The 13,466-nt window shown below is 65.5% G+C and carries 4 protein-coding genes; 3 read left to right on the top strand and 1 reads right to left on the bottom strand.

The window, feature by feature from the left end; all coding sequences use genetic code 11:
• Positions 1 to 29: 29 nt before the first annotated feature.
• Positions 30 to 6,440, bottom strand: coding sequence for a non-ribosomal peptide synthetase (locus J1G33_RS22340; RefSeq protein ID WP_223018766.1), 6,411 nt, complete (start codon positions 6,438 to 6,440; stop codon positions 30 to 32).
• 300 nt (positions 6,441 to 6,740) lie between these two features.
• On the opposite strand from J1G33_RS22340, the gene J1G33_RS22335 reads away from it, so the two are divergent.
• The 3 genes from J1G33_RS22335 to J1G33_RS22325 are packed head-to-tail and all read left to right on the top strand — an operon-like array spanning position 6,741 to position 12,865.
• The gene (locus tag J1G33_RS22335) at positions 6,741 to 7,625 is read left to right on the top strand and encodes an ABC transporter ATP-binding protein (protein WP_032876507.1); all 885 of its coding nucleotides are present in this window, start codon (positions 6,741 to 6,743) and stop codon (positions 7,623 to 7,625) included.
• Positions 7,622 to 10,684, top strand: a complete 3,063-nt coding sequence (locus tag J1G33_RS22330) for a hypothetical protein (protein ID WP_223018765.1) — start codon at positions 7,622 to 7,624, stop codon at positions 10,682 to 10,684. Before J1G33_RS22335 ends, J1G33_RS22330 begins: the two co-directional genes overlap by 4 nt.
• Positions 10,685 to 10,717: 33 nt before the next feature.
• Entirely contained in the window at positions 10,718 to 12,865 is a 2,148-nt protein-coding gene (locus J1G33_RS22325; protein WP_223018764.1) for a TonB-dependent receptor, read from the top strand.
• Positions 12,866 to 13,466: the final 601 nt, after the last annotated feature.

Below are 13,466 nucleotides of genomic sequence, written 5' to 3'. Positions count from 1 at the left end.
TCCTGGGATAAGGGCAGGTTGCGCGGGCATCAGATGACGCCCTCTTCAACGGTGTGCGGGGTGGGTTGGCGCTCTACCGCGTGGGCCACTTCCATCAGGCTGGCGGCGCCGAACAACTGGCCCATGGGCAATTCCAGGCCAACACGGCTGCGCAGCATTTCGAGAAACCGCGTGGCCAGCAGGCTGTCGCCGCCCAGGCGGAAAAAATTGTCGTGGCGCGACACGCTGGGCACGTTGAGCAATTGCTGCCACAGCTCGGCGACCAGTTGCTCTGCGGCGCTCAGCGGGGCTTCATCCACGACGCAGTGGGACCGGGCAGCTGCCGCCAATGGCGCAAGCAAGGCACGGCGATCTACCTTGCCATTGCTGCTCAGGGGCAAGTGTTCCAGCACCAGGATCTGTTCCGGGCGCATATAGGCGGGCAGGCATTGCACCAGATGCTTGGCCAGCACCTCGGCGCAGGTGCTGGCGGTGACAGCAGCCAGCAGGCGCTGATCCTCGACCAGCACCACGGCACGGTTCACGCAGGGATGACGGGCCAGCGCGGCTTCGATTTCCCCCAGCTCGATACGATGGCCGTGAATCTTCACCTGGGTGTCGGCACGCCCGAGAAACTCCAGCAACCCACCCGGGTGGTAGCGGCCCAGGTCGCCGGTGCGGTACCAACCCTCGACAAAGCGCTCGGCATTCAATTGCGGCGCATGGCGATAGCCGCGTGCGACGCCGGCGCCGCCAATCCACAACTCGCCCGTGACCCAGTCCGGGCAGTCGCGGCCAAGGGCGTCGACCACGCGGTAAGCCTGGTTCGCCAGCGGCACGCCGTAGGGGATCGAGCGCCAGCCCGGCAACAGCTGCCGTACCTCGTAATGGTTGGACCAGATCGCCGCTTCGGTGGCGCCGCCCAGGGCGATAAAGCGGCAATCCGGCGCTTGCTGGCGCAGGCGTTGCGGCAGGTCGAGGCCGATCCAGTCGCCCGACAGCAGGGCCACCTTCAGCGCCAGGGGTTGGCGCTCAAGGGCGTTGGCCTCCAGCAGCATGTCGAGCAGCGCCGGCACGCTGTTCCACAGGCTCACGCGGTGGTGTCGCAGGGCCTTGAGCCAGGCGCGGGCGTCGCGGCGCTGGTCTTCGTCGATCAACACCAGGGCGGCGCCCACCGAGAGCAGGCCGAACACGTCATACACCGACAGGTCGAAGTCCAGCGCCGACAGCGCCAGGCCGCGGTCCGACGCGTCGATGCCGTAGCAGCGGTTGATCTCGGCCACGGTGTTCATGGCGGCGCGGTGGGTGATTTCCACGCCCTTGGGCTGGCCGGTGGAGCCGGAGGTGTAAATCACGTAGGCCAGTTGGTTGGCGCACACGGCCAGCGGTGCCGATAGCGGTTCGGCGCTTTGCGCCTGGGACGGCTTCAGATGCTTGACGCCTGGCAGCTGTGGGTCGTGCTCGGCGAGGATCAGGCTGACGCCGGCCTGTTGCAGAATGCGTTGGCAACGCTGCAACGGCTGGTCGACACCCACTGGCAGGTAGGCGGCGCCGGCGGCCAGCACGCCCAATACACTCGCGATCTGTTGCGGGCCCTTGGCCAGGGACACCGCCACCAGGTCACCGGCTGTCACCCCTGCGTCCATCAGGCTACGGGCGATGCGCAACGCCCGTTCGGCCAGTTCGCCGTAGCTCAGGCTGTCATGCTCACCCCACAACAGCGCAGGGCGATGCGGGGCGTGGTGCGCATGCTGGAAAAAGCCCTGATGCAAGGTCGGATCACCCGGCACGCCGGGGCCGGGTGCATTCAGCTGGGCGCGCAGTTGCGCCTGGGCCAGGGGCAGCAAGTCTGGCGGCGCGTCGTCCCAGGCGTGTTCGGCCAGCCAGTGGAGGCTGCGCAGGTAGGCGTCGAACATGGCTTCGACCAGCCCTTCGGGGAACAGGCCGACCACGCGGTCCCAGTTCAGGGCGATGCCGCCGTGGGCTTCCACCACCTGATGATCGAGCCATACCTGTGGGGTTTGGGTCAGGCCGAATACCTGCCGGGCGAACGGCCCGTCTACCGGTGCGGCGGTGCCATCCGGCACCCCCAGGGCACTGGTGAAGACCACCGGCATATTGACCTGCTGTTCACCGCGTTGCCGCGCCAGTTGACGCAGCAAGCTCACCGAACCGATGCAGCGGTGTTCCAGCGCATCGCCGAGTTGCTGCTGGGTGCGCCGTGCGCGGTCGATCCAGCGTTCGCCGACCTTGGGCGCAAAGCCGAGCAGGGTCAGGGAGGTGAAATCGCCCATGACCTGATCGATCTGCGGATGCACCGGCCGGCGGTCAAACAGGGTCAGGTTGAGACTCAGGTCGGGGCGCGCACTCCAACGCCCGAGGGTTTCGGCAAACGCGCAGAGCAGTACCGCCGAAGCAGTCAGGCCGTGTTGCTGGGCCTTGGCCAGGATCGCTTGCCAGGCATCGGCCTTGACCTGCCCCTGCAGGCGCTCGAAGCGCGGTTGGCCCACGTTGGCGGGGTCGGTTGCCAGGGGCAGTTGCGGGTGCGGCGGCAACGTGGGCAGGCGTTCCTGCCAGAACTGTTGCGCGGCGTGCAATTCGTCAGGTTCCACATGGGATTGCACTTGATAGTCGCGAAATGAAAGCTGCAGCGGTGCCAGGGCCAGCGTCGGCTCGCGGTACAACGCGTCGAGTTCGGCATAGAAACGCAGGATGCTCAGGGCATCAAGAATCAGGTTGTCCAGGCTGATCGCCAGCCGCGTGTGCCGGCCCTGGGTCACCGCCTGCACATCGAACAGCGGCCATTGGGCGGGATCGAACACGCGGTGGGCACAGTGTTCGCGCAGGTCTTCAAGGCAGGCGTAGCGCTGGCCGATCACGAAGGTGGGCACCTGGGGGAGGATGCGTGCCTGGCCTGTGTGGTCGAACACCGTGCGCAGCGTTTCGTGGCGTTCGATCAGGCGTGCCAATGCGTGTTGCAGGCGTGGCAGGTCGAGGTCTTCGACGTCGTATTCGCGGTAGAAGTGGCAGCTCACGCCGCCCAATACCAGGCTGGGGTCGCGGCCCAGCCAGTAGGCTTGCTGCACCTCGGTCATGGGGAAGGGCGCGTGACGTTGGTCGAGGTCCGGTACCACGGTGCGTTGTGTTTCGGCCTGGGCCTGTTGATGCAGGCCTGTGCAGAACTGCGCCAGCACCGGCTTGGCAAACACCTGGGCGATCCGTGCGCCCCCCAGCCCTTGTTCGGCCAGCAGGCGCACCAGGCGCGTGGCGCTCAGGGAGTCACCACCGAGGGCAAAGAAGTTGTGCTCACGGCAGACCTCGTCACAGCCGAGCAATTGCTGCCAGGCGCGGGCCACCTGTTGTTCGATGGCTCCGCAGGGTGGCGACAGCTGGGCAGGGACGGCGCTGCTGTGGTCGGCCAGCCAGCCGTTGAGTGCGTTGCGATCCACCTTGCCATTGCTTGTCAGGGGCCACTGCGCGCAGCCGAGGATCAGGCTGGGAATCATATAGGCCGGCAGGCGCTCGGCCAGGTCCGGCAGCTCCAGCACTGTGGGCTGCACCGGGCCATTTGCAAGGCGCACCACCGCTGCCAGGTGCTGGCCGACCAGCAGCGCCACCGCCTGTTCGACGCCGGGGCACGCCAGCAGCGCCTGTTCTACTTCACCGGCTTCGATGCGGTAGCCATGCAATTTGAGTTGGAAGTCTGTGCGCCCCAGAAACTCGACCGTGCCGTCGGGGTGGTAGCGCGCACTGTCGCCGGTGCGGTACCAACGCAGGCCCTGGTGCTGCACAAATCGTTCGGCGCTGCGTACCGGGTCGCCACGGTAACCCTCGGCCACCCCGGCGCCACCGATCCACAGTTCACCGGTCACCCAATCCGGGCAGTCATGGCCATGCCGGTCGACGATGCGCAGGCTGACGTTATCCAGCGGCTTGCCGTAGGGCAGGCAATGCCAGTGCAGTGCCTGGCCGGGGGCGACTTCGAACAGCGTCGAGTGAATCGCCGCTTCCGTTGCGCCGCCCAGGGCCATGAAGCGGCAACCGGGCGCCTGGGCCCACAGACGTGGCGCCAACTGCGGCGCGACCTTGTCACCACCGAGCAATACGGCGCGCAGGGGCAGTGGGGCGTCGGCGCAACTCAGCAACATGTCGAGTAGCGCCGGCACGCAATTGAGCACAGTGGCGCGGTGCTGCACGGCCAGTTCACGCCAGCGTGGGGCGTCGCGTTGCGCTTGGGGCTCGATGAGGATCACCGCCGCGCCGTTGGCCAGCGCGGCAAACAGGTCAAACACTGACAGGTCGAATTCCAGCGCGGAGAGCGCCAGGATTCGGTCTTCGCCATTGAGCTGCAAACGCCGTTGCAGGTCTTCCAGGGTGTTGGCGGCGGCCAGGTGGCTGACCTCTACGCCCTTGGGCTCACCAGTGGAACCGGAGGTATATAGAACATAGGCCAGGTCGCTGATCGCACCGGGGCGCGGCGCTTGCAACGCGGTGTCGGCGTGCGGCAAGCGGGTGAGCAGCAAGCGTGCGCCGGACGACTGGCAGATCTTGCGGCAACGCGCCTCGGGCTGGTCAGCGCCGATGGGCAGGTAGGTGGCGCTGCACGCCAGGATGCCCAGCACGGCGATCACCTGCTCGGGGCCTTTGGGCAGTTGCAACGCCACGATGTCACCGCGCTGCACGCCCTGGCCTTCGAGGTAGGCGGCGACTGCGAGGGCTCGCTCGGCCAGCTCGCCGTAGCTGATGATGTGGTTGCCGTGCAGCAGTGCGGGCAGGGCGGGCGTCAACTGCGCCAGGGTGAAAAAACCTTCGTGCAGGCGTGTCACCGGTAATGCTGTGCGCTGGCCTTGGGTGGCGCGGCGTACGTCAAGCTGGCTGGCGGGAACCAGCGCCGGCACCGTCTGATCCCAGGCCGCAGCATCATGGCACAGGCGCTGCAACAGGCCGGTATAGGCATCGAACAGGCCATCGAGCACCCCCTCGGCGAACAACCCTTCGCGGGCGTCGAGGTTGACCAGAATGCCGCCGTCCAGCTCGGTGACCTGGGCGTCCAGCCACACCTGCGGGCCCTGGGAAATGATCCAGGCCGGCTGGCCGAAACTCTCCTGCACGCCCTCGGCGAACAGTTCCCCCAGGCCCAGCGCGCTGGTGTACACCACCGGCGCCAGCACTTGCTCGCCGCGATGGAGGGACAGTTCACGCAACACCTCCAGGCCGGAAAACGCACTGTGTGCGGCATCGCCATGAAAGCGTCGTTGCAGCGCCGTGGCTCGGGCGGCGAAGGTGCCGGTCATGCGGCCGTCCCAGGCCAGCAGGATCGAGGAGGTGAAGTCGCCGACCAGGCGCTCGACATCGGTATGCAAAGGCATGCGGTTGAACAACGGCAGGTTGAGCAGCAGCTCAGGCGTCTCGCACCAGGCGCCAAGGGCTTCGCAAAACACCGCGGCCAGGGCCATGGCCGGGGTGAGGGCGTGCTCGCGGGCGTGGCGTTCGAACGCCTGGCGTTGGGACGCCGACAACCAGTGGTGACGGCGGCGCACCTGGCGCTCATCGCCCTGGCTCTTGATGGGCAAGCGTGGGGCGCCGGGCAAGGCGTCCAGGCGCTGCAACCAGTAGTCGCGGGCGTGTCGATGGCGCTCGCGGTGCTCGGGGCTGGCGTGCTCCAGGCGCAGGTCGGCCAGGTAACGGGGGAAGCTGTAATCCAGCGCGGGCAGCGGCTGTAGGCGGTACAACTGCACCAGGTCGCCGAGCAGGGTACGCAGGCTCAAGGCGTCGGCGGCGAGCATGTCGAGGTTCAGGTGCAGGCGCGTGCCTTGGGGCAACAGTGATAACTGGATGTCCAGCACCTGGCCGTGTTCCACGGCCAACTGGCGATGGGAAAGTTCGGCGCGCAAGACGTGCAGATGGTGTTGCCGCTGTTCGGCATCGGCCTGGCGCAGGTCATGCACTTTAAGCCCCGGCCATGGACTGCGGGGCAGGATCTGCTGGCGGCCATCGTCGAGGAACTGCGCCCGCAACATGGGGTGGCGGGCCAACAAGGCGTGCACGGCGGCTTCCAGGCGGGCCGGGTCAACGTCGTGACCGTCGAATTCGTTATAGAAGTGTGCAGCCACACCGCCCAGTGCCTGGCCAGGGGCACGGCCGATCCAGTACGCATGTTGCATGGGGGCCAGTTCGAAGGGCTGGCCATCGTCGGCGCTGTGATTGACGGGCGCGGCAGGAGCCGGCGCGGTGTCGAGCAGGGCCAGCCAGGCGCACAGGCGCGGGTCGGCCACCAGCTCGGCGAAACGTGCGGCCAGACCCTGACGCCGCCATTGGCCTGCCAGGCGGATCAGGGTGACCGAATCCAGGCCCCATTCGATCAGGTTGGCCTCCAGAGGGATCTGCTCGGCAGGCTGTCCCAGGGCTTCGGACAGGGAACGGCGCAGCAGGGTTAGGGTTGAGGTGCTGGGAGTGGCCATGGCTCAACGTCTTCTCATCGCTAGGGCCCGGACCGGCGTTGGCCCAGGCGCTGAGGGGCAGGTAATTGCGTGGAAGGAGATGCTAGTCATTCTCATTGTCTCGACTACCCGGATCGAATCGTTTTTGCCCCGTATCCGTTTCCCTTGCGCGGTTTCGGGCGTGTGAGGGGTGGGGCATAACGCCGATCAGCGTGCGGGATACGGTTGGAAAATGACTTGAATCGGGTAGAGCCGCGCCGCCGCCCTTGACTACCGTCGCTCGCCGCCCTTTTGCAGGGCTTGTCCTTGAGGGAGTTGTGGATGTCAGTCGATTCGGGTTTGCAGGTGCGCGGTTTGTGCAAGCGCTACAACAATGGCGTTGAGGCGCTGCGCGGCGTTGACCTGAATGTGGGGCCGGGCATGTACGGTTTGCTCGGCCCCAATGGCGCGGGCAAAAGCAGCCTGATGCGCACCCTGGCGACCTTGCAGCAGCCGGACGCCGGCAGCATCCACCTGGATGGTGTGGACGTGTTGGCCGATGCCGAGCATTTGCGTCGTCGCCTGGGTTACTTGCCACAGCAGCTGGGGGCGTATCCGGGAGTGAGTGCACGGGATTTGCTTGATCGGTTTGCCTGGCTCAAGGGGCGTACCGACACCCGCCAGCGCCGCGAGGAAGTCGAGGGCTTGCTGGCCAAGGTCAACCTGCAGGAAGCCGCGCACCGGGCGCTGGCCACGTATTCGGGCGGCATGTTGCGTCGCTTCGGCATCGCCATGGCCCTGATCGGCTCGCCGCGCTTGCTGATCGTCGATGAGCCGACCGCCGGGCTCGACCCGGCCGAGCGCAACCGTTTTCACCGAGTGTTGGCGGATGTGGCGGCCGAGTCCATCGTGTTGCTCTCGACCCATATCGTTGAAGACGTCGAGAACCTGTGCAGCCGCCTGGCGGTGCTGGCCGCTGGGCAGATTATTGTCGAAGGGCGCCCGGCGGATTTGCTCGAGGCTGAGCAGGGCCGTTTATGGGAGGCGTCGTTCGGTCGTGGTGAGCCGCTGCCCGACGCCTTGCATGTGGCGGCGAGCCCCGACGGCAGCCGCGTGATCGTGCACGGCGAACGTCCGGCTGACCCGCGCTTCAGGCCCCACGCGCCGCGCCTGGAAGACATCTATTACCTGGCGCTGGCCCAGGCTGGCGAGGCAGTCGCGGCATGAATACCTTTGCTCTCTTGATGCGCGAGGCCTGGGTGCAAGTGCGCGCCGGACTGCGCAGCGGCATTCCACTCCTGGTGTTCCTGGGCCTCACCGGCTATTTGCTGATGTCCCTGACCAATGCCGACTATGTGCAGAAAATGGGCGCCAGCGACATCGCACGCAATGCGCCGAGCCTGATCTACCTGATGTCGTGCGGGTGCATGTTTTTCCTGTTTTTCGCCTGGGCCTGGGTGTTCGCCCAACCGGCACTGCGCGACCGCGAGGCGCAATTGGAAGAGGTGCTGCTGGCCTTGCCGCTGTCGCTGCCGGCGCTGCTGTGGGGGCGCTTTATCGGCGCGGCGCTGGTGGGTGGCTTGCTCGCCAGTTCGCTGATCGTGGGCTTTCTGGTCAGCCCGGTACTGGGCTGGCTCGGCTGGGTGCCGGCCGCGAGTATCGGTGCACCGATGTGGTCGGCGCTGGGGTTTGCCTGGGTTGCGTTGCTGTTGCCGGTCAGCACCGGGGTTGGGGCCTTGTATTACCTGCTGGCCTTGCGCAGTCGTGGCCTGGCGGCACCGTTTGGGTTGGCGACGGTGTTGATGCTGCTGTGGATGTTTGCCGTGGTGGTGCTCAAGGGGGGGCATATAAACCCGCTGTTGGCTGCCAGCCTGGACCCGTCGCTGTTCACCTTTGCCCAGGCCCAGGTCGAGACCTGGAGCGCCGCGCAGAAATCCCAATCGCTGTTGGCCTTGACCCCGGGGTTCTGGCTTAACCGGCTGTTGTGGTGCGTTGTGCCGCTGCTGTTATTGGCCGCTGTATTGGCGCGCACCACGCGCCAGGGCTTGATGGGCAAACGCAGCGGGGCAGTGCTGGCGGAGCCGCCGATGTTACTGACAGGCGCAGTGACCTTGCCCGGCCCGCTGACCCATAGCCAATGGTCGCGCGCCCTGGGGCATGAGGCACGTTGGCAGGTACGCCAGCTGTTTGCCCGGCGCCTCTGGTGGGTGGCGCTCGGCTTGCTGTTGGTGATGGGCGTGCTCAGTGGCTTTGTCCACGGCGTGTGGCATGCGCGAGGACCGATGGTGCCCCGGGCGGACCTGACCCTGCCGTTGTTGTCGAGTGCGTTGTTCCTGGTGATCGCCTTTATCGTTGCGGCGCTGGTTGGGCTGGTGTGCCGGCGCGATGACGTCGAAGGGTTTGGCGCTATGTTGCAGGCAACTGCGGCCCCGGCGTGGTTGCGATTGCTGGGGCGGGTGGCTTGTGTGCTGCTGGCGACCCTGACGCTTGCGCTGGTGCCGGGCCTGGCCAGCTTGCTGATCAGTGCGATTGCCGCGCCCGACAGCCTGGCGCCGGGCTTTGTGCTGGTGTATCAGGCGTTGGTGTTCGCGCCTCCATTGGTGGAGCTGGCGATGCTCACAGTGCTGGTGCATGCGCTGATCCGCCGATCCGGGCTGGCGTATGCCGCCTCGATGCTGCTGACGTTTTTCCTGGTACTCAACCATGAGTTGGGCCTGGTCACCTATCCGCCCTATGCCATGGCGATTCCTGCGCATGTGGGCGTGTCGCTGCTGACCGGCTGGGCGCCGTGGCTGGCGTTTCTGACGACCTTGGCCGGTTGGAAACTGGCCGGTTGCCTGGTCATGCTCGCGATCGCGGCACTGGCCTTGCCCCGTGGGCCGGAGCGTCGTCGATTGAGCGACGTGCGCCGCGGTTTGCTCGGCTTGCCCGGTGTGTTGCTGGCTCTGGGTGCTGTCGGCTTGCTTGGCAGCGGCGTGTTGTTGCAGCGGCATTTGGTGGAGCAGGGCGATTACCAGTCTGTCGCCGAGCAACGCGCCGAACGCGCCGACTGGGAACGGCGCTGGCTGCCCGGGGCGAGTGCCTGGCAGGTGGCGGGCGGGCAGTTGCAGGTGCAGGTCGATTCGGCCGCCCGGCAGGTGGTGGGCCAGTGGACGTTGGATGGGGTGCTCACTACCGGCCTCGATGCCGAGTTGCCACCGGGTATGCAGGTGACCGCGGTCAGCGTGATGGGGCGCCCCGTTGTGTTTGAACACGCCACCGAGCACCTGCGGGTGCCTTTGGAGGGGTGCGCAGCGAGCGGTTGTCAGGTGGTGTTGAACTGGACGGTGAGTGCTGACGGCTGGCCTGCCGAGGGTGAAGCATTCTGGCTTGGGCCTCAGGGTGTGTGGCTGCAAGCGCACCGTGTGGTGCCACGTTTGGGCCTGGACAGCGAGCGGTTGTTGCGTGCACCGGCCCAGCGCAGCGAAGCCGGGTTGCCGACAGCGCTGCCCCGGTTGCCGACGGGCGCGGCGGTGGCGGTGGATGCCGTCGCACCGGCCGGGCACTGGCATTGGCAGCTTGAGGTCGATGGCCAGGCCATTACCGGCAGCAGCGAGGGGCCGCTGGACTTTGCCTATGCCACGTCGGCTCAGAAGGATATCAGCCGCGAGCACACCGCCCGTGAAGTGCAGGAGGACCTGGACGCGATGAGCGCCTGTGTGGCACGGCGCCTGGGCAGCCGTCCCAGCGTCGAACAACTGAGTCAGTGGCCTGTCGGCATGGGTGCCAGCCGTCTGAGTCATGGCCATTTACTGCTTGGCCAGTCACCCAATTGGGACGTGGCGCCGACAGGCGTCGGGCGCTGGACGCGCCGTGCCCATATCGCCGAACTGCTTGCCCGCCAATCGCTGGTCGAGGCGAGCAACCTGCGCCAAACCCCCGGCTACCTGTGGCTCAGCCAGGGTGTGGCAGGTGCGCTGGGCCTGCTGTGTGTGGAGGACATCGACGGTGCTGATGCCCGTGCAGCGCTGGTCAAGCTGATGGCCGACGACCTGACCCGTGCCCTGGGCAATGACGGTGAGCCCGTCGGCACCCTGGCCGATGCCCGCGAACAGGGGTGGGCCGCCAGTTATGCCGCACTGGTCAGCCTTGACTGGGTCGCCGGGCAAACTCCGGAACAGCTCACGGCGCTGACCGCCGATGTCCGTAACGGCCAGGGATGGCCAACCGCGATCCAGGGCCTGCTGGGCGCGCCCTCCGATCCTGTGATTGCTGCCGCGCTCAAGCGCTGGGGGCCTGTGCAATGAAGTTGAATCATCCCTGTCTTTTGGAGCTTTGCCATGTCATCTGAACTGTCTATCCATCCGTTGCGTCGTCCTTTCGGTTGGCGTGCCAACGTATTGACCCAAGCCATGGCGCTGACCTTGTCCAGCCAGATGTGCACGGCCTATGCTGCTGACTATCAACCCGCCGCCAGTAGCGAGACCATCGAGCTGGCGCCGGTGACAGTCAGTGCGCGGTTGAACCAGGAAAGTGCCAAGGACATTCCATTCGGTCTCTCGGTGCTTGATGGGAAAACGCTTGAGACCCGGCGGTTACGCACCCTGGAAGATGCCTTGCGCACCACGCCGGGGGTGGATGTGAACTCCTGGGGCGGCGCCAACGACGCCAACGTGCGCATCCGCGGGGTCGGCTCGCTGAACCAAATGAGCATGGATGACGGCTCGGTGGTGCTGAACGTGGACGGCGTGCCGATGTCGGTGCGCAACGCGGCAATGGCCACCCTCGACGTGCAGCAAGTGGAAGTGCTCAAGGGGCCGCAAGGCACGTTGTTCGGACGTAACAGCGAGGCCGGCGCGATTAACGTCACCACCCGCAAACCCACCCGTGAGCTGGAAGGCTATGTGCGCGGCGAAGTGGGCAACCAGGGCCAGTTCATGACCGAGGGCGCAGTGGGCGGGCCGCTGACCGAGTCCCTGGCCGGGCGACTTGCCGTGCGGCGCAGCGGCTTTGATAACTGGGTCGATGACCAGCAGGATGGCGACCCCCTGACCAAGCCCCGCGACCTGGCATTGCGCGGCAGCCTGTTGTGGGACAACGATGAAGGGACCACCGGCCTGCTGACCGTCGAACGCCAGCGCGCCGATCATTATGCCGGCTCGGAGATCCTGCGCCCGTTCGGCAATCGCCCGAGTCTCGATTACACCCCGGGTACGTTCAATGGCAACAAGAAGACCAACGAGCGTTATTCCTTCGAGCTCAACCATGACCTGGCCCAGGCCCGGATCACCTCGATCAGCGCCTACACCAGCACCGACTTCAATGCGGTCAAGGGTTATGACCGCAACATCACCCAGGCGCTGTATGGTCAACCGTTTGAATACCTGATCGAAGACTCGGCCCACGAGCGGGTCTGGAGCCAGGACCTGCGCCTGGGTTCGCTGGCGGATGCCGAGGTGTTCTGGGTGACCGGGGTGAACCTGTCGCGCTCCGAGCGCAGCTTTGACTCCAACAACTTCACCAACGGCGCGAAGCAGTTGCGCGACTTCACCACCAACAGTTATGCCGCCTACGGCGAAGTCACCTTCCCGATTGCCGAAGACTGGAAACTCACCACCGGCCTGCGCCACACCTGGGACCGCAAGACCTACGGCGCCGACTACAGCGGTGGCGGCAAGCTGGTCAGCGACAGCCGACGCTTGCAGGACGATTACAACACCGGACGCGTGGCCCTGAGCTACGCGTGGACACCGCAGACCAATGTGTATGCGGTGTTGTCGCGGGGCTATAAGTCGGCCGGGTTCAACGACTACGCCACCTCGATCAAGGACAGCGAACCCTACAAGGCGGCCAAGGTGAACTCCGCCGAGGTCGGCTTCAAGCATGAAAGCGAAGGCGGCGCACTGAGCCTGGAAGGCGCGTTGTTCATTACGCGTGTGCAGGATGATCACTTGCTGGGTTATGACTTCACGTCCCTGGCAGTCAGCGCAGTGAATGCTGATACCCGCAGCAAAGGCGCCGAGTTGTCGAGCACCTGGCATGTCACCGATGCACTGACCCTGGGCAGTGCCATCAGCTACACCAATGCGGTAGTGACCTCGGACGCACCGGGTGTGTCCGGTGGTGATGTGGCCAAGGGCAGCCGCGTGCCGGATGTGCCGTTGTGGAGTGGCAACTTCAGCGTGGCCTGGAATAAACCCCTGGGCGAACTGTTGGGCTTGCCGGCGCCGCGCTTGAATACCTTGCTCAATTACCGCATCCAGAAAAACCGCCCGGCGGATCCGCAGAACCACTACGACCTCAAGGGCTATGCCAAGCTGGACTTGCACCTTGGAGTAGAGAGTGGGGGGTCGGAGGTATATCTGTGGGGCGATAACTTGTTGGATGCGCGGTATGACCTGTATGGCGCGTATTCCACTGATACGGTGCTGACCGGGATGCCGGGGCGCGGGCGTTCGGCGGGGGTGGGGTATAGCTATCAGTTCTGAGGCAGCCACTGGGTGCAATGTGGGAGGGGCTTGCTCCCGCTGGCGACCTGACAGCCTATAGCTATCTAACTGATGCCCTACGATCCAAATGTGGGAGGGGGCTTGCCCCCGATGGCGACCTGACAGTTGACCAGGATGTTGGATCAGACCGAGTACATATCCGTTATTTAGGTAACGGCTGCTATTGGTTCCGCTTTTACAGCGGGTCACTTTGAAAAGCGCAAAGTAACCAAACGCTCTTGCCCCACCACTCGGCACCTCGCTTAGGCTCGGTGTGCCCGTAATCCGCCATGGATTTGGGGGCCGCCGCCACGCGCCATCCATGGCGCGGGGCGGCTAAACCGGCATCCCTGCCGGTTTACCCCCCAAATCCATGTCGAATTCCGGCCAGCGTGGTTTAACGGGGCGCCTGAGATCAAGATCAAAAGCAGATCAAGATCAAAAGCAGATCAAGATCAAGAGCGGCTCGCTGCGCATCGTGGTTACCGTCGGCTGCTACACAGCTGTGTAGATACCCATGCCCCGATGGGGGAGTGTCAGTCAGGACATTTGTGACTGATCCACCGCCATCGGGAGCAAGCCCCCTCCCACATTTGAACTC

It is taken from the genome of Pseudomonas sp. P867 (genome assembly GCF_019891455.1).
GTDB lineage: Bacteria > Pseudomonadota > Gammaproteobacteria > Pseudomonadales > Pseudomonadaceae > Aquipseudomonas > Aquipseudomonas synxantha_A.
This window is presented reverse-complemented; position numbering and strand designations above follow the sequence as displayed.